The organism is Pararhizobium antarcticum (assembly GCF_001885585.1).
Classification (GTDB): Bacteria; Pseudomonadota; Alphaproteobacteria; order Rhizobiales; family Rhizobiaceae; genus Pararhizobium; species Pararhizobium antarcticum.
Genome location: NZ_LSRP01000140.1, coordinates 112,748 through 136,184, shown reverse-complemented (window position 1 = coordinate 136,184; position 23,437 = coordinate 112,748). Strand labels below are relative to the sequence as shown.

General features: G+C 61.4%; 23 protein-coding genes. 16 read left to right on the top strand and 7 right to left on the bottom strand.

Annotated elements, in window-relative coordinates:
- Positions 1-23: 23 nt before the first annotated feature.
- Both AX760_RS24545 and cysK read left to right on the top strand, forming a co-directional pair.
- A complete protein-coding gene (locus AX760_RS24545; protein WP_071835625.1) occupies positions 24-641 on the top strand; it encodes a LysE family translocator in 618 nt (205 codons plus the stop codon).
- A gap of 133 nt (positions 642-774) precedes the next feature.
- Positions 775-1,743 (top strand): cysteine synthase A, encoded by a 969-nt coding sequence (cysK, locus tag AX760_RS24540; protein ID WP_071835670.1) that lies wholly within the window; start codon positions 775-777, stop codon positions 1,741-1,743.
- Between the two features lie 61 nt (positions 1,744-1,804).
- On the opposite strand, the gene AX760_RS24535 is transcribed toward cysK, so the two are convergent.
- From AX760_RS24535 to rsmI, 4 genes are all read right to left on the bottom strand, one after another.
- Positions 1,805-3,337, bottom strand: a complete 1,533-nt coding sequence (locus tag AX760_RS24535; protein ID WP_071835624.1) for a YifB family Mg chelatase-like AAA ATPase — start codon at positions 3,335-3,337, stop codon at positions 1,805-1,807.
- A gap of 203 nt (positions 3,338-3,540) precedes the next feature.
- Positions 3,541-4,488 carry a glutathione synthase gene (gshB, locus tag AX760_RS24530; RefSeq protein WP_071835623.1) on the bottom strand — a complete coding sequence of 316 codons (948 nt, stop codon included), beginning with the start codon at positions 4,486-4,488 and terminating at the stop codon, positions 3,541-3,543.
- Between the two features lie 144 nt (positions 4,489-4,632).
- On the bottom strand, positions 4,633-5,001 hold the full coding sequence (locus AX760_RS24525) for a YraN family protein (protein WP_071835622.1): 369 nt from the start codon (positions 4,999-5,001) through the stop codon (positions 4,633-4,635).
- Complete coding sequence (gene rsmI / locus AX760_RS24520) at positions 4,991-5,938, bottom strand: 16S rRNA (cytidine(1402)-2'-O)-methyltransferase (protein ID WP_071835621.1); 948 nt, start codon at positions 5,936-5,938, stop codon at positions 4,991-4,993. The genes AX760_RS24525 and rsmI overlap by 11 nt, the downstream gene beginning before the upstream one ends.
- A 238-nt stretch (positions 5,939-6,176) precedes the next feature.
- On the opposite strand from rsmI, the gene dnaN reads away from it, so the two are divergent.
- The 4 genes from dnaN (at position 6,177) to pyrF (ending at position 9,411) form a co-directional block, all read left to right on the top strand.
- On the top strand, positions 6,177-7,295 hold the full coding sequence (dnaN, locus tag AX760_RS24515; protein WP_071835620.1) for a DNA polymerase III subunit beta: 1,119 nt from the start codon (positions 6,177-6,179) through the stop codon (positions 7,293-7,295).
- Positions 7,296-7,492: 197 nt separating this feature from the next.
- Positions 7,493-8,089 carry a phospholipid N-methyltransferase PmtA gene (gene pmtA, locus AX760_RS24510; RefSeq protein WP_071835619.1) on the top strand — a complete coding sequence of 199 codons (597 nt, stop codon included), beginning with the start codon at positions 7,493-7,495 and terminating at the stop codon, positions 8,087-8,089.
- A 12-nt stretch (positions 8,090-8,101) separates the two neighbouring features.
- On the top strand, positions 8,102-8,710 hold the full coding sequence (locus AX760_RS24505) for a histidine phosphatase family protein (RefSeq protein WP_071835618.1): 609 nt from the start codon (positions 8,102-8,104) through the stop codon (positions 8,708-8,710).
- On the top strand, positions 8,707-9,411 hold the full coding sequence (pyrF, locus tag AX760_RS24500) for an orotidine-5'-phosphate decarboxylase (protein WP_071835669.1): 705 nt from the start codon (positions 8,707-8,709) through the stop codon (positions 9,409-9,411). The genes AX760_RS24505 and pyrF overlap by 4 nt, the downstream gene beginning before the upstream one ends.
- Before the next feature lie 26 nt (positions 9,412-9,437).
- Here pyrF and AX760_RS24495 read toward each other — a convergent pair whose 3' ends face one another.
- The gene (locus AX760_RS24495; protein ID WP_245295097.1) at positions 9,438-10,520 is read right to left on the bottom strand and encodes a right-handed parallel beta-helix repeat-containing protein; all 1,083 of its coding nucleotides are present in this window, start codon (positions 10,518-10,520) and stop codon (positions 9,438-9,440) included.
- Positions 10,521-10,649: 129 nt separating this feature from the next.
- On the opposite strand from AX760_RS24495, the gene AX760_RS24490 reads away from it, so the two are divergent.
- Both AX760_RS24490 and AX760_RS24485 read left to right on the top strand, forming a co-directional pair.
- Entirely contained in the window at positions 10,650-10,937 is a 288-nt protein-coding gene (locus AX760_RS24490) for a DUF1330 domain-containing protein (RefSeq protein ID WP_071835617.1), read from the top strand.
- 119 nt (positions 10,938-11,056) lie between these two features.
- Complete coding sequence (locus AX760_RS24485; protein ID WP_071835616.1) at positions 11,057-12,037, top strand: complex I NDUFA9 subunit family protein; 981 nt, start codon at positions 11,057-11,059, stop codon at positions 12,035-12,037.
- A gap of 497 nt (positions 12,038-12,534) precedes the next feature.
- On the opposite strand, the gene AX760_RS24480 is transcribed toward AX760_RS24485, so the two are convergent.
- Complete coding sequence (locus tag AX760_RS24480) at positions 12,535-13,341, bottom strand: undecaprenyl-diphosphate phosphatase (RefSeq protein WP_071835615.1); 807 nt, start codon at positions 13,339-13,341, stop codon at positions 12,535-12,537.
- 180 nt (positions 13,342-13,521) lie between these two features.
- Between AX760_RS24480 and AX760_RS24475 the strand changes: the two genes are divergently transcribed.
- The 5 genes from AX760_RS24475 to AX760_RS24455 all read left to right on the top strand — a co-directional run bounded on the left by AX760_RS24475 (position 13,522) and on the right by AX760_RS24455 (position 18,544).
- Entirely contained in the window at positions 13,522-14,214 is a 693-nt protein-coding gene (locus AX760_RS24475) for a glutathione S-transferase family protein (RefSeq protein WP_071835614.1), read from the top strand.
- A 66-nt stretch (positions 14,215-14,280) separates the two neighbouring features.
- Positions 14,281-15,441, top strand: a complete 1,161-nt coding sequence (gene queG, locus AX760_RS24470) for a tRNA epoxyqueuosine(34) reductase QueG (protein WP_071835613.1) — start codon at positions 14,281-14,283, stop codon at positions 15,439-15,441.
- The gene (locus AX760_RS24465) at positions 15,441-16,313 is read left to right on the top strand and encodes an SDR family oxidoreductase (protein WP_071835612.1); all 873 of its coding nucleotides are present in this window, start codon (positions 15,441-15,443) and stop codon (positions 16,311-16,313) included. The genes queG and AX760_RS24465 overlap by 1 nt, the downstream gene beginning before the upstream one ends.
- 487 nt (positions 16,314-16,800) lie before the next feature.
- Positions 16,801-17,142, top strand: coding sequence for a septal ring lytic transglycosylase RlpA family protein (locus AX760_RS24460; protein WP_425348895.1), 342 nt, complete (start codon positions 16,801-16,803; stop codon positions 17,140-17,142).
- A gap of 112 nt (positions 17,143-17,254) precedes the next feature.
- Entirely contained in the window at positions 17,255-18,544 is a 1,290-nt protein-coding gene (locus tag AX760_RS24455; protein WP_071835610.1) for an RsmB/NOP family class I SAM-dependent RNA methyltransferase, read from the top strand.
- Between the two features lie 23 nt (positions 18,545-18,567).
- On the opposite strand, the gene AX760_RS24450 is transcribed toward AX760_RS24455, so the two are convergent.
- Positions 18,568-19,071, bottom strand: coding sequence for an HPP family protein (locus AX760_RS24450; protein ID WP_071835667.1), 504 nt, complete (start codon positions 19,069-19,071; stop codon positions 18,568-18,570).
- A 315-nt stretch (positions 19,072-19,386) separates the two neighbouring features.
- On the opposite strand from AX760_RS24450, the gene AX760_RS24445 reads away from it, so the two are divergent.
- From AX760_RS24445 to AX760_RS24435, 3 genes are all read left to right on the top strand, one after another.
- Positions 19,387-20,667 carry an imelysin family protein gene (locus AX760_RS24445; protein ID WP_071835609.1) on the top strand — a complete coding sequence of 427 codons (1,281 nt, stop codon included), beginning with the start codon at positions 19,387-19,389 and terminating at the stop codon, positions 20,665-20,667.
- A 68-nt stretch (positions 20,668-20,735) separates the two neighbouring features.
- Entirely contained in the window at positions 20,736-22,295 is a 1,560-nt protein-coding gene (locus AX760_RS24440) for a di-heme oxidoreductase family protein (RefSeq protein ID WP_071835608.1), read from the top strand.
- On the top strand, positions 22,295-23,422 hold the full coding sequence (locus AX760_RS24435; RefSeq protein ID WP_071835607.1) for an imelysin family protein: 1,128 nt from the start codon (positions 22,295-22,297) through the stop codon (positions 23,420-23,422). Before AX760_RS24440 ends, AX760_RS24435 begins: the two co-directional genes overlap by 1 nt.
- Positions 23,423-23,437 lie beyond the last annotated feature (15 nt).

Genomic DNA, 23,437 nt, shown 5'->3' with positions numbered 1-23,437 from the left:
TCCATCGACCGGAGGAGACATCAATGAGCATTCCCGTGCTGCTTGCCTATTGCGCCGCGCTTTTCATCGCGGCCGCCATTCCCGGGCCCGGCATGACCGCGATCGTCGCGCGGGCGCTGGGGTCCGGCTTTCGCGAGACCTTCTTCATGGGGCTCGGCCTGATCCTCGGTGACCTGATCTACCTGACCGCAGTCATTCTCGGTCTTGCCTTTCTGGCGCAGACCTTCACCGCAGCCTTTACCGTCATCAAGGTCGCCGGTGCGCTTTATCTGGTCTACATCGCCTGGAAGCTCTGGAGTGCCGGTATCTTCGCACAGGACATCAAGGCGAAGGCCTCCGGCAACATGGCCATGTCGTTTCTCTCGGGCCTGCTGGTGACGCTGGGGAATCCGAAAACCATGCTCTTCTACGTGGCGCTCGTGCCGACGCTGATCGACCTGCACAGCATCGGGCCTGCAGATTACGGTCTTCTGGTCATGGCGACCTTTCTCGTTCTGCTGGCGGTGCTGATCCCCTATATTCTGCTGGCGACCCGGGCGCGTATGCTTCTGAAACAGCCGCGCGCGCTAAAGGCCCTCAACCGCATTGCCGCAAGCATCCTTGCCGGAACGGCCGCCTATATCGCCACCCGCGCCGCCTGAAATATTCGTTTCGCAAGCATCGGTTCCGCAACAGATTTTTCTCTCTGCTGCGATGGCTGCGGGATTGATGCTCTGGCAAGGCTGCGGCTTTGACCCTATTGTCATCGCCAAGAATGGCAAAAGGGAGAAAACCATGTCCGAACCACGCAAGCCCGGCCGCGGCCGCGTCTATTCGTCGATCACCGAGACCATCGGCGATACGCCGATCGTGCGCCTCGACAAGCTGGCCAAGGAAAATGGCGTCAAGGCGCACCTGCTCGCCAAGCTCGAATTCTTCAATCCGATCGCCTCCGTCAAGGACCGCATCGGTGTTGCCATGATCGAAAGCCTCGAGGCAGAAGGCAAGATCACGCCCGGCAAGACGACGCTGATCGAGCCGACCTCCGGCAATACCGGCATCGCTTTGGCCTTCGCCGCAGCCGCAAAGGGGTACAAGCTGATCCTCACCATGCCCGAGACCATGTCGGTCGAGCGCCGCAAGATGCTGGCGCTGCTCGGTGCAGAACTGGTCCTGACGGAGGGACCCAAGGGCATGAAGGGCGCGATCGCCAAGGCCGAGGAACTGGCCTCGACGATGCCGGATGCCATCATTCCGCAGCAGTTCGAAAATCCGGCCAATCCGGATATTCACCGCAAGACGACGGCCGAGGAAATCTGGAACGACACCGAGGGTGGGATCGACATTCTCGTCTCCGGCATCGGCACCGGCGGCACGATCACCGGCACCGGCCAGGTTCTGAAGGGCAAGAAGCCGTCGATCCAGGTCATCGCCGTGGAGCCGGAAGAATCCCCTGTTCTGTCGGGCGGCGCACCCGGTCCGCACAAGATCCAGGGCATCGGCGCCGGCTTTGCGCCAGCGATCCTCGACACCAAGATCTATGACGAGGTGGTCACCATCAAAAGCGCGACAGCCATCGAAACGGCGCGTCACGTGGCGCGCCTTGAAGGCGTGCCCGTCGGTATCTCGTCCGGTGCCGCACTGGCCGCAGCGATCAAGGTGGGCCAGCGTCCGGAAAACGAAGGCAAGACGATCGTCGTGATCATTCCCTCTTTTGCCGAGCGCTATCTCTCGACGGCGCTGTTTGAAGGGCTGGGCGGCTGAAAATCGCAGCCGCGGCGACACCCGATTTCCGGCCAGGGGCGCATCTGCGCCCCTTCTGCAGTCAAGCGGCTGCCGTCAGCCGCGCGCCGGCAACCCGATAGGAAATCGCTTCCGCCAGATGGATGCGCCCGACGGTCAGGGTCCCGTCGAGATCCGCAAGCGTACGGGCGACTTTGAGGACACGGTGATAGCCCCGTGCCGAAAACTTCAGCTTCTCCGCTGCGTCGCGCAGCAATTGCAGCCCGCCCGCATCCGGCTCCGCCATGGTCTCGATCATCGCCGTCGTGCATCGCGCATTCGACGAGATACCGGGCGTCCCGAAGGCGATGAAACGATCCCGCTGGATTTCGCGGGCGCGTGCCACCCGTGTTGCCACCACGGCGCTCGTCTCTGCCTGCATCGGCCGGATCAGGTCGGAAGCCGTGACGGCCGGCACGTCGATGCGGATGTCGATCCGGTCCATCAGCGGTCCGGAGATCCGGCCCTGGTAGTCCGTCACGCACCGCGGCCCGCGGGCGCAGCTGTGCCCCGGTTCGCCCGCCATGCCGCAACGGCATGGGTTCATCGCCGCAACAAGCTGGATCGCCGCCGGATAGGTGACGCGGTGGTTCGCCCTGGCGATGATGCACTCCGCTGTCTCCAGCGGCTGGCGCAGGGCATCGAGAACCTGCGGCGTGAATTCGGGAAATTCGTCGAGAAACAGAACGCCATGATGGGCAAGCGAGGCTTCACCGGGCCGCGCCCGCAATCCGCCGCCGATCATCGCGGCCATGGTGGCAGAATGATGCGGGGTGCGAAACGGCCGGCGATCGGAGAGCTTGCCACCGGCAAGCTGGCCGGCGATCGAGTGGATCATCGAGACTTCGAGCAGTTCGGACGGCAAAAGCGGCGGCAGGATCGAGGGCAGACGCGCCGCCAGCATCGATTTGCCCGAACCGGGCGGTCCAACCATAAGCAGGTTATGATTGCCGGCCGCCGCGACCTCGAGCGCGCGTTTCGCGCTTTCCTGTCCCTTGATGTCGGCGAGGTCAGGCATGTTGGCAGCGTTGGAGCGGATGGCTGGCTCCGGGCGCGATAGCACCTGCGTGCCCCGGAAATGGTTGGACAGCGCAATCAGGCTGCGCGGCGCAAGGATATCGATATTGCTGCCCGCCCAGGCGGCTTCGGCACCGCTGTCGGCCGGGCAGATCAGCCCCTTGCCGAGCGCGTTGGCGCCGATCGCGGCCGGCAGTGCGCCGGCCACTGCGGCGATCGTGCCATCCAGGTTCAACTCGCCGATGACGACATAGCCGCCCAGCGCATCGGCGGGAATGGCACCGAGCGCGGCCATCAGGCCGAGCGCGATGGGAAGGTCGAAATGCGATCCCTCCTTCGGCAAATCGGCCGGCGCCAGGTTGACGGTCACCTTCTTGGCGGGAAGCGATAGGCCGGAGGCGTGCAGGGCGGCCTGGACCCGCTCCCGGCTTTCCGCCACAGCCTTGTCTGGCAGACCGACGATCTGCATGCCCACTTTGCCGGGTGCCACCATGACCTGAACGTCGACGGGAACGCCCTCTATGCCCTGAAATGCAACCGTGCTGACGCGCGCGACCATGATTGCCCCTGTTTTCCGCCGGCCTGTTGATCTCGCCAACTGCAACCATTTTTGGGTTGTATCGCGAAATCTTGCACGATTAACGGAATAAAACAAGAACAATTATCGAACATACGTGCTGATCATGAATCGCTAAAGTTGCATGAGGTTGTAATCTGCGAACAGAGGTGAACAACCGTGAACACGCATCAGGCGAAACCGTCTCAGCCGCGCTTCTTTTCGATGGCGTCCCAGAGCAAGGCTGCGATGTCGGCCCCGCCGAATGCCTTCACTTCGCGAATGCCCGTGGGCGAGGTGACGTTGATCTCGGTCATGACATCGCCGATCACGTCGATGCCGACGAGCAGGAAGCCGCGTTCACGCAGGGCAGGGCCAATGCGGGCGCAGATTTCCTTTTCGCGCGTCGTCAGTTCGGTCGGCATCGGCGTGCCGCCGGCATGCATGTTGGAACGGGCATCGTGCTCGGCCGGCACGCGGTTGATGGCGCCCACCGGCTCGCCGTCGACGAGGATGATGCGCTTGTCACCCTTGCGCACCGCCGGCAGGTATTCCTGGGCAATGAAGGGCTCGCGGAACATCTGGCCGAACATTTCCAGGAGAGAGGACATGTTGCGGTCGTCGCGGGTCGAATGGAAGACACCGGCGCCGCCATTGCCATAGAGCGGCTTCAGGATGATGTCGCCCATTTCGGCGCGGAAGCGGGCGATCTCGGCCGGATCGCGGGTGATCAGCGTCTTCGGCATCAGGTCGGGAAATTCAGTGACGAAGATCTTTTCCGGTGAATTGCGCACCCAGGCCGGATCGTTGACGACCAGCGTCTTCGGATGGATGCGCTCCAGAAGATGCGTCGACGTGATATAGGACATGTCGAAGGGCGGATCCTGGCGCAGGAGCACCACGTCCATGGTCGAAAGGTCGATGCGTTCAGCCTCGCCCAACGTATAGTGGTCGCCCTTGATGTCGCGCAGTTCCATCGTTTCGACGGCGGCGATGATCTTGCCGTCGCGCATGCTCAGCTTGTCCGGCGTATAGTGAAACAGTCTGTAGCCGCGCGCCTGCGCCTCGAGGCTCATGGCAAAAGTGCTGTCGCCGGCAATGTTGATGCTGGAGACGTGGTCCATCTGGACCGCGACATTGGTGATCTTCGCCATGTTTCATTCCCTGTTGAAAAGCCCTGCCACATGTAAATGGCGCGCTGCGCTTAAACAAGATGGGCAGCCCCCTGCGAACGCCGGATCCGGCAGATCGCCGCCATCGGCAGCCTTGCGGGCGCAAATCTTGAAGCAGGAACGCTCTTAAAAAGCATCCGGAAGATGAACCGGCCAGCGCCAGGGCATGACGGACACGATATCGTAGCGGATCGACAGGCGGGCGGCGTCCGGTTGCCTGGAAAGCCAGAAATCGCTTGCCGCCCGAATGCGCTTTTGGGCGGAATACGAGACTGCAAAGACGGCCTCGTCGAGCGATCGGCGAGCCTTGACCTCGACACAGGCGACGAGGTCGCCCTTGCGGGCGATGATGTCGATTTCGCCGACCTTCGTTCGGTAGCGGAAGGCGACGATCCGGTAGCCTTTGAGGAGAAGGGCGACGGCCGCCCGGTATTCGGCCAGCGACCCGCGCCGCAGCGCCTTCAGCCGTTCGGCGCTGGGCGGCCTACGCGTCATCGCGCCCCTTCAGTTCCAGAAGCCGATCGTACAGATCCTTGCGGTTGAGCCCTGTCTGTTTTGCGGCTTGTGTCGCCGCCTTGCCGGTCGACATATCCTTGACGAGCTTGATCAGGATCGCATCGACATCCTCGGCCTCCGGGGCGGCCGGCGCGTCGGGCGGGGCGATGACGAGCACGATCTCGCCCTTTACCGTCGCGCCCTCGTCGTAAAAGGCTTTCAGTTCGCCCAGCGTTCCGCGGCGAAACTCCTCAAACGTCTTGGTCAGTTCCCGGCAGACGGATGCCCGGCGGACGTCGCCAAGCTCGTCAGTGGCGGCCGTGATCGTCGCGGCGATCCGGTGCGGCGATTCAAAGAAGATCAGCGTGGCCGGCACCAGCGACAGTTCGCGCAGCCGGTCGCGCCGGGCCTTGTCCTTGGATGGAAGAAAGCCCGCAAAGAAAAACGCCTCGTTCGACAGGCCGGAGCCGACAAGCGCTGCGAGCGGCGCAGATGCACCGGGGATCGGCACGACGCGGTGCCCGGCCTCGATGGCGCTCTGCCCAAGCCGAAAGCCGGGGTCAGAGACCAGCGGCGTCCCGGCATCGGACACCAGCGCAACCGACTTGCCGGCATCGAGCGCAGCCAGTAGCTTCGGCCCGGCCTCGTTGGCATTGTGCTCGTGATAGGCATAGGGCCGGTTGACGATGCCGTAGCGATCCAGCAGCACGCGGGTCACGCGGGTATCCTCGCAGGCCAGAACATCGGCCCCCGCCAGCGTTTCCAGCGCCCGCAGGGTAATATCCGAGAGATTGCCGATCGGGGTCGCAACCAGATAGAGCGCCGGCTCCAAGGGCCGCGCCGGAATGGTGGCGTTGTGCAGCCGAAAACTCCGCTGCCGCTCGCTGGTCTGTGTCTCGCCCGATACCTGCTTTTCCAAAATGCCAAGTCCTTCCATGCGCGCCGGTCGGGCACGTGCCGTCTTTATGGGTGAGCCTCCCGGCAGGAGCAAGAGCAAGAGATCGTTCGGAAGCCGATATTAAAGGGGATGCCAAACCATTTGCCCTTGCAATGCGCGACCTCTTTCTGCCATTTTGCCGCTCCACATCTGTTCAGCCCAAGGTCAGTCCTGGGGCAGTCAAAAAAGTAGAAGCCGGGGCATCGTTCCCGGCGATGGTTGAAAGCGGTAGCATCTCATGCGCATTACGATCGAGCGGTCCAATCTCCTGAAGTCGCTGAACCACGTGCACCGCGTGGTCGAGCGTCGCAACACCATCCCGATCCTCTCGAACGTGCTTCTGCGCTCCGATGGCGCAAGCCTCGAAATGAAGGCGACCGACCTCGATCTCGAGATCACCGAGGCGACGCCGGCGCAGGTCGAAACGCCCGGCGCCACGACGGTGCCCGCCCATCTGCTCTACGACATCGTGCGCAAGCTTTCCGATGGCTCTGAAGTGGCGCTCGCCACCAATGCCGAGGGCACGGCGATGACGGTGCAGTCCGGCCGCTCCAAGTTCTCGCTGCAATGCCTGCCGCAATCGGATTTCCCTGACCTGACGGCGGGCGCCTTCAGCCATACGTTCCGGATGAAGGCGACGGACCTGAAGATGCTGATCGATCGCACCCAGTTTGCGATCTCCACCGAAGAGACCCGCTATTATCTGAACGGCATCTATATCCACACGATCGAAAGCAACGGCCAGCTGAAGCTGCGCGCCGTGGCGACCGACGGCCACCGCCTTGCCCGCGCCGATATCGAGGCGCCCTCGGGCTCGGAAGGCATGCCGGGCATCATCATTCCGCGCAAGACCGTCAGCGAACTGCAGAAGCTGGTCGACAATCCGGATGTGGTCGTCACCGTCGAAGTTTCCGACGCCAAGATCCGCCTGACGATCGGCTCGATCATCATGACCTCGAAGCTGATCGACGGGACCTTCCCGGACTATCAGCGTGTCATTCCCGCCAACAACGACAAGGAACTGAAGATCGACTGCCAATCGTTCGCGCAGGCCGTTGACCGCGTCTCGACGATTTCCTCGGAACGTGGCCGTGCCGTCAAGCTGGCGCTCGGCGACGGGCAGTTGACGCTCACCGTCAACAATCCGGATTCCGGCAGCGCGACGGAAGAACTGTCCGTCGGTTACGACAGCGACCCGCTGGAAATCGGCTTCAACGCCAAATATCTGCTCGACATCACGGCGCAGCTTTCCGGCTCCGATGCGGTCTTCATGCTGGCCGACGCCGGTTCGCCGACGCTGGTGCGCGACATGGCGGGTGACGATGCGCTGTACGTTCTGATGCCGATGCGTGTCTAGGCAGAAGCGCTCGATACGTGCGCACATGTTTATGCCGCATTCAGACTTGTTTTTGCCGCAGACGACGGCAAGATAGAAACGACAGGAGTATCGCCTTCACCCGATGGTCCTGCCCTTTTTGCGTGTAGGGTTGCGGCATGAGCCGCGCGAAACCTGCAACTTGGCCATTTTGGTGCATAAGAATGTCGGGGATACGCATGAACTTTCGCCTGAAGGAACGTTTCGGAAGGAAATTCGACGAAGAAATCCGTTTCTTCAAGGGCTGGAAAAGCAACATGCGCGCGGTCGGTTCGATCGTGCCGACATCAGGCGTTACGGCGCGGCGGATGGCCAGTGTCGTTGATCCGCATTCCGGTCTGCCGGTTCTCGAACTCGGACCAGGCACGGGCGTGATCACCAAGGCGATCCTCGAACGGGGCATCAAGCCGGAGCAATTGGTGTCGGTCGAATTTTCGACCGATTTTTTCAATCATCTGTCCTTGCGCTTTCCCGCCGTCAATTTCATCAACGGTGACGCCTTCGATCTCGACAAGACGCTGGGTGCGATGCGTGATGCGACATTCGATTGCGTGATTTCTGCCGTGCCGCTGCTGAATTTCCCGATGGACAGGCGCGTCGCGCTGATCGAGGATCTTCTCTCCCGCATGGCGCCGGGCCGGCCTGTCATCCAGATTTCCTACGGGCCTCTGTCACCGGTCATCGCCATGCCGCATCGCTACCAGATCGCGCATTTCGACTTTGTCGTTCGCAACATTCCGCCGGCACAGCTCTGGGTCTATCGCAAGCCCCATTGAATTGGCCCGCCCATGTACGCGATCTATCTGACGCATCCGCAAATCCGGATGGAGCCGGACAAACCGGTTCCGAAATGGAGCGTGTCTGCATTGGGGCGTTCGCGTGCCGTTAAGGCAGCGGCTCTGCCATGGGCGTCCAGCCTGCGTCGCATTGTATCGAGCGATGAAACCAAGGCGTTGGAGACGGCCGAGATCCTTGCCGGTGCTTCCGGTGTTTCCCTCCAGACACTTCAAGGTTCCGGGGAGAACGACCGGTCGGCGACCGGTTTTTTGCTGCCGGAAGCCTTCGAAGCGGCGGCCGACCGGTTTTTTGCCGATCCGGAACAGAGCTTCATGGGATGGGAACGCGCTGTCGATGCGCAGGCGCGGATTGTCGCCGCCGTTACGGGCGTCCTTGAAATTCACGACCCTGCGCTGCCGATTGCCTTCATCGGCCATGGCGGTGTTGGCACGCTGTTGAAGTGCCATCTCATGGGAAAGCCCATTTCACGGACGCAGGATCAGCCGGCAGGCGGCGGCAATCTCTTTGCTTTCGGTCTTGCAGATCGTGCCCTTGCATGCGACTGGACGCCCATGGAAGACTGGCAAGGATGGGAACTCTGGCAAGGATGGCAGCAATGACAGCAAACGCGCGCGACCGGCTGATCGTCGGTCTGGATATTCCCACGATTGCCGAAGCGGAGACGATCGTCAAGACGCTCGGCGAGGACGTGCTGTTCTACAAGATCGGCTACCAGCTGGTCTTTGCCGGCGGATTGGAGCTTGCCCGCGATCTTGCTAGCGACGGCAAGAAGGTTTTTCTCGACATGAAACTGCTCGATATCGACAACACGGTTGCCAAGGGCGTCGAGAACATCGTCAAGATGGGAATGTCGATGCTGACGCTGCACGCCTATCCCAAGGCGATGCGTGCCGCCGTCGAAGCGGCCCGGGGATCGGATCTCTGCCTGCTCGGCGTCACCGTGCTGACCTCGATGGACGAACAGGACGTGATCGATGCGGGCTATGAATACGACCCGCACACGCTGGTCCTGCGCCGTGCCGAACAGGCGCGCGCCGCCGGCATGGGCGGCATCGTCTGCTCGGCCGAAGAAGCCTCTGCCGTGCGCAAGATCATCGGCCCCGACATGGCGGTCGTGACCCCCGGCATTCGCCCGGCCGGCAGCGATCGGGGTGACCAGAAGCGTGTCATGACGCCGGCCGATGCGCTCCGGGCCGGATCGAGCCACCTCGTTGTTGCACGGCCGATCGTCCAGGCACCCGACCCGCTGGCAGCCACCCGCTTGATCCTGTCCGAGATGAACGGCGCGCTTTCGGCCTGACGGCCTGACGGCCTGATGGCTGGCGACTAGGATCCGTTGCCTTCGACCCTGTTGGTTTTGTCGGAATTGCGGATGAGCGAGACGTCGCCGCCCTCGATCCTGTTGTCGGTCACCGTGTTGTGCTGCGCAAAATCGAGCGGACTGAGGCTGCTTCCGAACGGATAGGCCGGATCATGGAAGCAGTGCCACGACCAGCCGTTGCGCGAATTCAGCCAGACAGCCGGCTTGGCTGTACTGGACACCTGATAAACGAAACGATTGCCGGAGATCGTGTTCTCCTGCGGCGTCTGGTGGCGGATCGTGCCGCCTTCGCCGCAGTTGCGATACAGAAAAATCCCGCCATTGACCGGATTCTCAAAGGTGTTGCCACTAATCACATTGCGCGCCGACCCATCGATGGCAATCTGTTCGCGCGACCGCGTTGTGGCAGCGAAGGTATTTCCGGAAATCGTGTTACCGGCCGACTCGGCATCCAGATAGATCGCCGTGCCGTCGCTCTTGCCGGTGAACTTGGATCCGCTGAGCGTCAACCCTGTTGTCCCAGGGCCAAGATAGAGCGGGATACGCCCGTCAGCGATAAAGCTCAGGCCCGAAAGCGCTATGCCGGATGGTGCCGCCGCCTGTGCACGGGCCGTGTGTCCCTCGCTCAGGGAGGATTGTTTGACGGCTTTCGCCTGTCCGTTGGTGCCCAGCCCCTGAAGTCGGATCGCACCCTTGATGACGCAATTGCGGATCGTCACATTTCCCGGCACGCTCCAGCCGCCTTTTTTGTCGCGCATCGAGCGGATCAGAAGGCTCGGCTTTCCGAAATTCACCGTCCCGCGGGAGCCGTCAAGCATTGCCCCGTTGCAGTCGAGCGTGATGCCCGAGGCCTTCTCTCCGGAGACGAGGAGGCGCTTGGTGATGACATCATCCGGTTTCAGCGCCAGATCGCAGCGGAGTTCCAGGCTGGAGTCCTGTTTTGTTGCGGGTTCGCGCAGCGCCGATAACACTTTCACGCTGCAGGCTTTTGCATCCGCGGTTGCCGGCCAGGCGAGGACAAGAAGCATCCCTGCGAAGGAAAGGATGGCCGCGGGGAAAACCAGTCTCGATGGATGTGTTTCGCTCACGCCGTCTCCTGAAACCTGTTGCAACCCTTCCGGTCCCTGATGAAAATAACCGGATCATTGGTGTCTTGACCGATCTCCAGAATCGCCGGATGACAGAGCCAGCCTATAACAGGACAACAGGAGAGCGTCATGGCGAAAGCCTACTGGATTGCGCGGGTCGATATTCGCGATGCCGAGCGCTACAAGGACTATGTGTCGGCGGCAAAGCCGGCTTTCGAAAAATACGGCGCGCAGTTTCTCGCGCGTGGCGGCGAATTCCAGCGACTGGAAGGCAAGGTCCGGTCCCGCAACGTGGTCATCGAGTTTCCGTCGCTCAAGGCCGCAGTCGATTGCTACAACTCGCCGGAATACCAGATTGCAGCGGCCATTCGCCAGGAAGTGGCGGACGCGGAAATGGTCGTCGTCGAAGGCGTCTGATGCGGGGTCTGCCCTGCGGCGATAAGCGGCGGCGCGGCGAGGGCAAGGGGCCTTCACCTTGCCGGCCGATTGCGTTATGAACCATGCAAAGCCTTGCAGCGATCAGGAGTCCGCATCCCATGACCTTGTCCAATCTTCCCCCGCTCGTCACTGTCTTCGGCGGGTCCGGATTTGTCGGCCGTCATGTCGTGCGGGCGCTTGCCAAGCGCGGCTACCGGATACGCGTCGCCGTCCGTCGACCGGATCTCGCAGGCTTTCTGCAGCCACTCGGCAATGTCGGGCAGATCTCCTTCGTGCAGGCCAATCTGCGCTATCGCAAATCCGTCGACAGCGCGGTGCAAGGTGCGGACCACGTGATCAACTGCGTCGGTATCCTGTTCGAATCCGGCCGCAACACGTTTGATTCTGTCCAGGCATTCGGTGCCCGCGCCGTGGCTGAAGCCGCCCGCGCCGTCGGTGCAAAAATGACGCATGTCTCGGCGATCGGTGCCGATGCCGATTCCGAATCGGTCTATGCCCGCACCAAGGGGCGCGCCGAGAAAGCCGTTCTCGATACGGTGCCGGATGCCGTGATCCTTCGCCCCTCGATCGTTTTCGGGCCTGAAGACGGCTTCTTCAACAAGTTTGCCGAGATGGCGCGCTTCTCGCCGTTCCTGCCGCTGGTCGGCGGCGGCAATACGAAATTCCAGCCGGTTTATGTCACGGACCTCGCCGATGCGGTGGTCCAGTCCGTCGATGGCAAGCTTGCCGCCGGCAAGGTCTACGAGATTGGCGGCCCGGAAGTTCTGACCTTCCGCAACTGTCTCGAAATCATGCTGAAGACCATCGACCGCAAGCGGACCCTGCTGCCTTTGCCGTTCGGCGTGGCATCCATGATCGGCTCCGTCGCGTCCCTGGTGCCGTTCATCACGCCGCCCTTGACGTCGGATCAGGTGACACTCCTGAAGAGCGACAATATCGTGTCCGATGCTGCGATCGCTGAAGGACGCACCTTGCAGGGCATGGGCATTGCGCCGACATTGGTCGAGGCCGTGCTGCCATCCTACCTCGTCCGCTACCGGCCGCAGGGTCAGTATACGCGCTCCGGCAAGGCTGCCTGAGGAAACGGGTCTCCTCTCATGAGCCGCCGCCGGTGACCGCGGCGGCTTCGTTTTGCGCGTCCCAAAACAAAGCGTTGCACTTCTGCCTCACTTGAAAACGGGTTCTTTCTTTACCGTCGATTCAACATGTGTGCTTATTGATAAGCACCGAACCACCGAATACACAGCAGCCGTGCCACGTCCTTGTTTCAAAGGCTGTGCGGGCAAGTTTTTTTCGAAGAGGCAGAGTTCTATGGGCAAGTCGATCGCAATGTTTTTTGCGTGTGCTGCGCTGGTCGTAATCGCGGGTTCGTTCATCGCACCGAAGACGGTCGCGGGCGGACGTGATGGCTGCGCGCCGGCCTATGGCGTCGACCCATGCACCACTGCGTCTATCCCGACTGCCGGGAATTAAGAAGCGCCAACCCTTCGCGGGTTGGGACAAGTTTATGGCGGGGGCCAGGGGCCGCATGCACTTTTAAAGATGTGCATGCGGTTTTATTTTGCCAATCGGCCCGTTAGCCGACCAGCCAGAGGCCGATAAGGCCGGCGGTGCCAATGAAGATGCGCCAGATTGCAAATGGCGCAAAGCCGCGGTTGGAGACGAAGGTCAGCAGCGACCGGACAACGACCAGCGCAGAGACGAAGGCGGCGATGAAGCCGATCGCAATCACCGTCACGTCGTCGTAACTCAGGGCATTGCGGTTCTTGTAGAGATCGAGCGTGAAGGCGCCAAGCATGGTCGGCATGGCGAGGAAGAACGAGAATTCCGCCGCCGAGCGCTTGTCTGTGCCCATCAGCAGTGCGCCGGCAATGGTGGCGCCGGAGCGCGACGTTCCCGGAATCATCGCCAGGCATTGAAACAGGCCGATCTTGAAGGCGAGCGATGGCGGATAGTCCATGATGTCCTTGTATTTCGGCTGAAGCGGCATGCGGTCTATGGCGTAGAGGATGACGCCGCCAACGATCAAAACGATGCAGATGAGCGCCGGCGTTTCAAACAGGACGGCCTTGATGAAGTCATGGGCGATGGCGCCGATAATCGCTGCCGGCAGAAAGGCAAGGACAACCGCGAGCACGAAACCGCGCGCCTTGGGGCTCGACGGCAGCGCCAGCACGATCGAAAGCAGGCGCTGGAAATAGACCAGCAGGATGGCCAGGATCGCGCCGAGCTGAATGAGAACGGCAAATGTATTGCCCGGAGATTCGAAGCCGAGGAAATGTCCGGCAAGCAGAACGTGGGCGGTCGACGAGACCGGAATGAACTCGGTCAGGCCTTCAATTAGCCCGAGAATAAGTGCACTGATGATCGATTGATCGGCCATGAATTAAATATCCCTGAAGTTTTGAGGGTTAGCGTGAGGACCTTCGGGAAGGGTATAAGAGTTGATTCGCTTGTGTTTAAGGCACCAAATTCCTATAGCTTCCCCGGATGAGCCGTGGCCAGACCAATCCGCCGCGACACCGCGATTCCTTTGAAAATCAAATAGTCAAAGCCAGCATCAATGCCGACACTCTATCATCATCCCATGTCTACCGCGTCCCGGTTCATCCGGCTTATCCTGTCAGAATATGGCTATCAGACGGAACTGGCCGAAGAACAGCCCTGGGAAAAGCGGCGTGATTTTCTGGCACTCAATCCGGCGGGAACGCTGCCGGTTTATGTCGACGACAGCATGCGGGCGCTTTGCGGCGCAACGGTCATTTCGGAGTATCTCGACGAAACCAGCGGCATCATGAAGCGGGATCGCCGCCTTTTGGCCGAGGATCCTTTCCAGCGTGCCGAGATCCGGCGGCTTTCGGAATGGTTCCTGCAGAAGCTGGAAGCGGATGTGACGCGGCCTCTGGTGCGCGAGCGGATTTTCAAGCTGCAGATGACGCCGGATCAGGGCGGCGGTGCGCCGGACTCCAAGGCGTTGCGCATGTCGCGCGCCAATATCCGCCAGCATATGAAGTATCTGTCCTGGCTTGCGGGATCACGCACCTATCTTGCAGGCGACCGATTGTCCTATGCCGATCTGGCTGCAGCGGCTGCCATCTCCGTCCTCGATTATCTCGGAGAAATCGACTGGCAGGAGGCGCCCGCCGCCAAGGATTGGTACCAGCGGCTGAAATCGCGGCCGTCCTTCCGTCCGCTACTGGCCGAGCGTGTCCGCGGTGTGACCCCGGTCTCGCACTATGCCGACCTGGATTTTTAGAGCATGATGCCGAAAAATGTCGCGCGGTTTTCGGCCGACATCATGCTCGCGTTTTAGGAGGACGCCGTGTCTGGCGATGCACCCGTCGGGGACAGCCAAGAGAGACGGCGCCGGACGCTGACGCAATTCCTGAAGGCCGAAGCTTCCGACAAGGGTTTCGATATCTGCAGGGTGACGCTTCCCGACGCGATACCGCAGGCTCCCGCACGGCTCGCCGATTTCCTGCATCACGAGTATCACGGAACCATGGACTGGCTGGCCGAGACGGCCGCGCGCCGCGCCGATCCGCGTGTCCTCTGGAACGAGGTCCGTTCCGTTGTCATGTTTGGAATGAATTATGCGCCGGACGAGGACCCGCGCGGTATTCTGCAGCAGGCCGATCGCGGCGCGATCTCGGTCTATGCGCAGAACCGCGACTATCACGATGTGATCAAGGGCAAATTGAAAGAGGTGGCGACGCGTTTCGCCGCGCGCGCCGGCGAAGACGTGAAAGTCTTCGTCGACACGGCGCCGGTCATGGAAAAGCCGCTGGCCGAGCAAGCCGGGCTTGGCTGGCAGGGAAAACACACCAATCTCGTCAGTCGGACCTTCGGCTCGTGGCTGTTTCTCGGCAGCCTGTTCACCACGGCGGCTCTATCGGTCGATGATGCTGAAATAGACCATTGCGGTTCGTGTCGCGCCTGTCTCGATGCCTGTCCGACGAATGCCTTTCCGGAACCTTACAAGATTGATGCGCGGCGCTGCATTTCCTATCTCACCATAGAGCACAAGGGACCGATCGCTGCCGACCTGCGGCCGCTGATCGGCAACCGGATCTATGGCTGCGACGATTGCCTCGCCGCGTGTCCGTGGAACAAGTTCGCGCAGGCGGCGTCCGAAATGAAACTCAGGGCGCGCGACGACTTGAAAGCGCCCTCGCTGCTCTTCCTGCTGTCGCTCGACGATGCGGCTTTCAGGGCGCTGTTCTCCGGCTCTCCGGTCAAGCGCATCGGCCGGGATCGCTTTGTGCGCAATGTGCTGATCGCCGCCGGCAATTCCGGTGACACGTCGCTTGTCGCGCCGTGTATCGGGCTTTGTGAGGACCTGTCGCCTGTCGTGCGCGGCATGGCCGTCTGGGCCCTGTCGCGGCTGATGCCGGCTGGAGATTTCGCTGCATTTGCGGCAAGACGACACGATGAGACGGATGGCGACGTGCGCGCCGAATGGGAAATGGCAGGAGCGTTCTGATGAAACTATTGGTTTTGGGTGCGGGCTATTCCGGAAAGGCAATTGCCCTGCAGTTGCTGCCGGTGGCTGAGACCGTCACTGGCACGACCCGCTCTGCCGGAAAGGCGGACCGGTTGCGCGAAAGCGGCCTGAGTGCCGAACTCTTTGACGGAAACGTGATTTCGCCGTCGCTTGCGGCCGTGATGGCGCAGACCACGCATCTGGTCCAGTCAATCGCACCGGGTCAGGACGGCGATCCCCTGATGCGGCCGCATTCCACGCCCCTGGCTACGCTTATGCCAAACCTGCAATGGGCGGCCTATCTTTCGACGGTCGGGGTCTACGGCGATCATGCCGGTGCCTGGGTCGACGAGGACACGCCCTGCAAGCCGGTATCCGCGCGCTCGATCGAGCGGGTCGAGGCAGAGCAGGCCTGGCTTGCTTACGGCCGCGACAACAGCCTGCCGGTTTCGATCCTGCGGCTGTCCGGCATTTATGGTCCGGGCCGCAACGGCTTGTGCAATGTGGCGGACGGAACGGCGCGGAGGCTGGTCAAGCCGAGCCAGGTCTTCAACCGTATCCGCGTCGAGGATATCGCCGCCGCGACGGCATTTCTTTCCGATCGCAATCTTGGCGGCATCTTCAACATCACCGACCATGAACCGGCACCGCCGCAGGATGTGGTCGCGGAAGCGGCGCGGCTCATGGGTCTTGCCCCGCCGCCGGAAATCGCTTTCGAGACGGCAGAGCTTTCGCCGATGGCGCGGTCGTTCTACGGGGAAAACAAGCGGGTCTCGAACCGGAAAATCCGTGATCTGGGCTTTGCCTTCCGCTTTCCGGACTATCGTATTTCGCTAGGCCAATTGTGGCAGGACGATATCTGGAGGGGTTGAGAACAGCAAAGGGTCGATCTGGAAATAGAATAGGAACAAAGATCGACATTCTGCGTTAGTAATCCGGATGAAAATGGCCCGGCGCAGGTCCGAGGATCTCTCGGATGATCAGTTGATCGGCATTTACTTTGTGAATTGAATACAACCTAAGCGGTATCGAGGTGATTTTCTGCCTTTGTATTTAGCCGAAAATGGCAAAATTCAAAAATTGAATCAAATTCGCATCATGAGCGTCGAGCTGGGGCATCCAGCAGGTGCCATTTAGTGATTTATGGTTGAATCCAAAGGACATTCCAGGAATTAAAACCACAATTCAAAAAAACGGTAATTTTAAATTTAAGGTCTTTCTCAACAAGTCCTAATGAGGCGTTAAAGGTTGAAGCACTTTTTCGCCATTTTTGCCCCGGAAAGGCAGCGCTCCGCAAGAGCGCGCCAAATTTCCACTACAGGGGTTTACTGTTTGACGAAGGTATTATCGACCGCTGCTATCGCAGCATTTCTCGCATTCGGGGCAATTCTGACATCGACGGCCGAGGGTCATGCCGCCGGCAATGGCTGCGGTGGTGCATCCTGGTATGCTCTTTCGTCGCGCACGGCATCCGGCGAGCGCATGAATGCGTCCTACCTGACGGCGGCCCATCGCAATCTCAAATTCGGCACCAAGGTGCAGGTGACCAACAAGCGCAACGGCAAGAGTGTCGTCGTGCGCATCAACGATCGCGGCCCTTTCATTCGCGGCCGGGTCATCGATCTGTCCAAGGCAGCCGCCTCTCATATCGGCATGATCCGCTCGGGAACCGCCAGCGTTTGCTACCGCGTCGTCAGCTGATGGCCTCTTGCACGGCCTGTTGCCAAGCATCAGGATTGCAATGAATGAGCCCTGCCGGCTTGCTCTTGACGGCCATGACCGTTACCACGACGGGAAATGGAGTAAGTTCAAGATGCGTTTGGGTGGCAGGCTCGCTGGAGCCATAGAGGTTCTGGCTGATATAGAGACGCGCAAGCGTCCGGTCGCGGATGCCCTCAAGGATTGGGGACTGGCGCATCGCTTCGCAGGATCGGGCGATCGCGCCGCGATCGGCAACATCGTCTACGATGCGCTGCGCATGAAACTGTCGCATGCCTGGCTGATGGACAGCGACAGCGCCAGCGCCTTGGGACATGCCGTCGTTTTCCGCCAGTGGGGCGTGACGCCGGACGCACTTGCTGCGGAGCTGGATGGCGACAAGTTTGCGCCAGAGCCCCTTGCCGATGCCATGGTCGCCGCCTTTGCAAGCCGCAAGATCGAGGATGCGCCGCTCTACGTGCAGGGCGACATTCCGGAATGGGTGCAGGCCTCGTTCGAGCAAAGCTATGGCGAAGACTGGCTTGTCGAGGCACAGGCGCTTGCCGGGCGCCCGGCGCTCGACCTGCGGGCCAACACGCTGAAATCCACCCGCGAGAAAGTTTTAAAGGCGCTGGAGCGCAGCGGTGTCGAGCCGACCGCGCTTGCCCGCCAGGGTATTCGTGTGCCGGCCGGCGAGGGGGCTTCGCGGCTGCCGAACGTGACGGCCGAGCTGTCCTTCCAGAAGGGCTGGTTCGAAGTCCAGGATGAAGGCTCGCAGATAGTCGCCGATCTGGTTCTGCCGAAGGATGGCGAACAGATCCTCGATTATTGTGCCGGTGGTGGCGGCAAGACGCTGGCCATCTCGGCGGCCATGCACAACAAGGGGCAGGTGCATGCCTATGACACCGACCGCAAGCGGTTGGCGCCGATCATCGAGCGCCTGAAGCGGGCAGGCACGCGAAACGTTCAGGTTCATGACAACAAGCCGGCGCTGGAAGTGCTGTTGGGCCGGTTCGACCGGGTGCTGGTCGATGCGCCGTGCACGGGCACCGGCACCTGGCGTCGCCGCCCGGACACCAAATGGCGCCTGAACCAGAAGAACATCGAGGAACGGCAGTCGCAGCAGCAGGAGGCCCTCACCGAGGCATCGCGTTATGTGCGGCCGGGCGGCAGGCTCGTCTACGTCACCTGTTCGGTTCTGCCGGAGGAAAACGAGATGCAGGTCAGCGCCTTCTGCGCAGCCAATCCCGAGTTTTCGGTCGTTTCAGCGCTTCCGTCCTGGCAGACGCTGTTCGGTGCAAGCGGCAGGAAGCCGCATTCGTCCGACGGCCAGACGCTGACGCTGACGCCGGCTTCGACCGATACGGACGGCTTCTTCTTCTGTCAGATGGATCGCAAGGGGTGATCAGCCGCGCGCATTTCGCCTGATCAGTCGACGCGCAGTGGATATTGCTGGCGCGGCGGGATCAGGTGGTGCAGCACGGCGATCGCCACCAGAAGCACGCTGCCGAGTGCCACGACCTCGAACAGGACCGGCGCATCGAAATGCGAGGCGACCGCGACGATAGGAACGGCGCCGGCCGGCGGATGCGTAAGGCGCAGAAACAGCATCATGCCGATGCTCAGGCCGACGCCGATGGCGCCGGCAAGCCAGAGACCCGGAAAGAAATAGGCGGCAAGACTGCCGATCAGGGCAGCCAGCAGATAACCGCCGACGACGTTTGCCGGCTGTGATAGCGGGCTTTTCGGCTGGCCGAACAAAAGTACCGCACTGGCGCCGAAAGGGGCGATCAGCAGCGGCAGGCCGGTATAGACGGCGAGCAGGCCAACGGCGATCATCGCTGTTATGGCGCCAATGCCGGATTTCAGATGATGATGGACTTCGCCCTGCGGTTCGTGCCGCCGGAGGTAGTGTTTGAGATGGTGCCGCATGCAAAATCCAAACTTTGATGATTTCGTCGTCATATAGCTTAATTTTTGATCAGTAAATGCCTTATAAATAGGCTGGCGTGACAATCGCTGCGCCGCGCCGGTCCGATAGCCTGTGCGTCAGGCGTGCCAACCCACCCCTCCCTTTATTGAAAACGTTCTAAACTATCCTCTTTGACACAAGTTTGGTTTTGGTTCATGAAAACCGGGCTCTGTGGAGGCGCCGGTCGCAACACGCGCGCCGTCTTGCGCTTGACCCATCGCGCGACCAGGGCAGCGGGGAGCCGAATGTTTCGGCGGGAAAAATCAGGAGAGATCATGAAAACATCAATCATTCGTGTCGCCGTCATGGCGCTGATTACAGGCACGTCGACCCTGGCCCTGCAGCCGGCCTTCGCGGCGACTGATGCCGGCGCCGTCGTCAACCATTACGCAACCGTGGCGCATGCCAAGTTCGAGGATGCCCTCACGACGGCCCAAGCGCTCGAAAAAGCCGTCGATGCGCTCATTGCAACGCCAAGCGAGGCGACCCTCAAGGAGGCCCGCGAGGCGTGGCTTGCAGCCCGCAACCCCTATCAGGAAACCGAAGTCTATCGTTTCGGAAACCCGATCGTCGATGAATGGGAAGGCAAGGTCAATGCCTGGCCGCTCGATGAAGGCCTGATCGATTATGTCGACCCGAGCTATGGCGCGGAAAGCGACGAGAACGCCCTGTTCACAGCCAACGTCATCGCCAACAAGGCCATCAAGATCGATGGCAAGGATGTCGATGCGACCAACATCACCCCGGAATTCCTGTCCGCTACGCTGCAGGAGGCCGGCGGCATCGAAGCCAACGTCGCTACCGGCTATCATGCCATCGAATTTCTGCTCTGGGGCCAGGACCTGAACGGCAACGGCCCGGGCGCCGGCAACCGTCCCTTCACGGATTTTGATACGAAGGCCTGCACCAACGGCAATTGCGATCGCCGCGCTGCCTATCTGAAGTCGGCCACGACCCTGCTCGTCTCGGACCTGAGCGAGATGGTTGCCAACTGGACGGCGGATGGCGCTGCGACCAAGAACATCGTAGCCGATCCGAAGGCAGGCCTCGTCGCCATCCTGACCGGCATGGGCTCGCTGTCCTATGGCGAACTCGCCGGCGAGCGGATGAAGCTCGGCCTTTTGCTGCACGATCCGGAAGAAGAGCATGATTGCTTTTCGGACAACACCTATAACTCGCATCTTCACGATGCGATCGGCATCCAGTCCGCCTATACCGGGGATTACACCAAGGTCGACGGCAGCAAGCTCGCCGGCGCTTCGCTGTCTGAACTCGTTGCCGCCAAGGATCCGGCGCTTGATAAGGAAATGAAGGAAAAGCTCGCAGCTACGGTCGCGGCGATGGAAGCCATGGCCAAGCGTGGCGAGACCGTCGAGAAATACGACCAGATGATCGCCGAAGGCAATGCCGAGGGCAATGCTGCGGTTCAGGCGGCCATCGATGGCCTGATCGCCCAGGCCAAAACCGTCGAGCGCGTCATTGCGTCGCTGGATCTCGGGACGATCGCGCTTGAAGGTTCCGACAGCCTGGATAATCCTAACGCTGTCTTCCAGTAGGAAGTCGAAGTCGGGCCATGAAAAAGCAAAGGCGGGCTGCCCCTGAAACGGTGGCCCGGTACGTCTGAATGAAACCACGCGCCGTCCCGCGCCGGATATTGCCGCTTGCAGCAGCACTGTGTCTGGCGGCGGGCGGCGTTTCGGTTTTCACGATCGCCAGTGATGGCGCCATCGCTGGCGCCATCACTGTCGAGAGACCTGACCTTTCGCAAACGGATCGCCAGCGTGTCGCGGCGGTGACGCGGCCGACGACGGATTTTACCAGGCCGGAAAAATTCGAGGCCATGTCCGGCGGCGCCGGTACGTCGATCGCCTCCGTCAATGCCGACAGTTTCTCGCAGTTTTCCGCCAATATCAGCTTTGCCGAGGAGGAGACCTTCAAGCTCGGCAATGCGCTGTTCCGCAAACTCTGGGTGTCGTCGCCCTCGTCGACACAGGCGTCTGACGGTCTCGGCCCGCTCTACAATGCGCGCGCCTGCCAGACCTGTCACCTGAAGGACGGGCGCGGCCATCCGCCCGAGGGCGCGTCGGATACGACGTCGATGTTCCTGCGCCTTGCCCGCGCGCCGCAGACCGAGGCCGAACGGCAGGCATTGGCAGCGCACATGGTCCCGAACTTTCCCGATCCGGTCTATGGCGCACAGCTGCAGGACAGTGCCGTTCCGGGATTGCCGGCCGAAGGCCATATGCGGATCGAGTACACCGAAGAGACGGTCGTTCTTGCCGGTGGCGAGCGCGTCTCTTTGCGCCGGCCGCGCTATTTTGTGACAGACCTCGGTTATGGTCCGCTTGATGCGACAACGACGCTTTCGCCGCGTGTCACCCAGGCCATGTCCGGCCTTGGCCTGATCGAAGCCATCCATCCCGATGATATTCTGGGGCTTGCCGATCCGGACGATGCCGATGGTGACGGCATCAGCGGCAAGGCGGCGCAGGTGCTTGATCCGCAAGCCGGTGCAATGATGCTTGGCCGGTTTGGCTGGAAGGCGCAGAGCGCCAGCGTCCGCCAGCAGAGCGCCGAAGCCTTTTCCGGCGATATCGGCATCTCGACGCCTGATGTTCCCCGCAGCCACGGCGATTGTACCGCAGCCCAGACCGCCTGTCTGTCGCTTCCGGATGGCGTGCAGCCACGCTTCGGCAACAGCGAGGCGCCGGCGCCTGTGCTTGATCTCGTCACCTTCTATTCGGAAAATCTGGCCGTGCCGGCGCGGCGCAAGGCTAGCTTTCGAGAAACCCTGGCCGGCAAGAAGCAGTTTTACGAAACCGGCTGCATCACCTGCCATACGCCGAAATTCGTCACCCGCCGCGATGCTGCCAACAAGGCCCATGCCTTCCAGCTGATCTGGCCCTATTCGGACTTTCTCCTGCACGACATGGGCGAGGGCCTTGCTGACGGGCAGCCCGTCGGCGAAGCCTCGGGGCGCGAGTGGCGTACGCCGCCGCTTTGGGGTATCGGATTGACGAAGACCGTCAGTGGGCACACATTCTTCCTGCATGATGGCCGCGCCCGCAACCTGACGGAGGCCATTCTCTGGCACGGCGGCGAGGCGGAAAAGGCCCGCGCCGGTTTTGCCGGCCTGTCGAAAGACGACCGGCAAGCCCTGATCACATTCCTGGAGTCCCTTTGATGCGCCCTGTTGTCGTCTCGCTTCTGAGCCTTGCCATTGCCCTTGGCGCCGCCGGCCCGGCCCCTGCCCAGGAAGGGGCTGCACTCTCGCCGCGCGCCCTCAACGAGCAGGCGCTTCCGGCCGTCATGGAAAAAGCAGTCGATGCCTTCATCCGGCCCGGCTATGGCAGGCTTGCAAAGGCGACGCAGGCGCTGTCGGAGGCCACGCATGTTTTGTGCGAAAAACCATCGGAGGCCGCGTTGGGCGAGGTTCAACTCGCCTTTGATGGCGTTGTCCGGCACTGGTCGACCATCGAGATCGTCCGTGTCGGTCCGGTGATCGAGGGCAACAGGTTCGAGCGTTTCCTGTTTTATCCCGACCGAAAGAGCACGGGCCTGAAGCAGGTGCAGGCCATTCTCGTGAAGGAAGACGAGACCGCAACGTCGGTCATGACAATCAGGGGCAAAAGCGTCGCTGTCCAGGGTCTGGGCGCGCTCGAATATGTTCTCTACGGGACGGGTGCTAAAAGTCTGTCCGGCCAGAAGAGCGGGTTTCGCTGCCGCTACGGCGCAGCGATTGCGGACAATCTTCGTGCGGTCGCCTCCGAACTCAGCGACGAATGGGAAAAGCCCGACGGCATTCAGGCGGCGTGGAAGAACCCGGGGCCGGGCAATCCGGTGTTCCGCGACAACAAGGAAGCGGCCACGGCCCTGCTCGGCATTCTCGTGCATGGCGTCGAAACGGTCAAAGACCAGCGGCTGCGGCCATTCTATGCCGGCGCCGTCGCGGGCAAGATCGATCCCGGCCATCCGAAGCTTGCCATCTACTGGCGATCGGGCAATACCATGCCGTCCATCACTGCCGATTTTCAGGCGCTGCAATCCCTGTTTTCCGTATCCGGAATGCAGGACCTCCTGCCCGCAGACAGCCGGTCGGTCGCCGGATCGGTGAATTTCGTGTTCAATTCCGTGATCAGCGCCAGCAAGGCGGTCGACCTGCCGATCGCAGCGGCACTGGCGGATGACGAACAGCGCCGCAAGCTCGATTTCATCGCGCTGAACACGCAGGATCTGCTGGATCGCCTCGACAGGGACTTCGGCGGCGCGATCGGTCTTGGCTCCGGCTTCTCCTTTTCCGATGGCGATTGAGAGATCCTCATGACG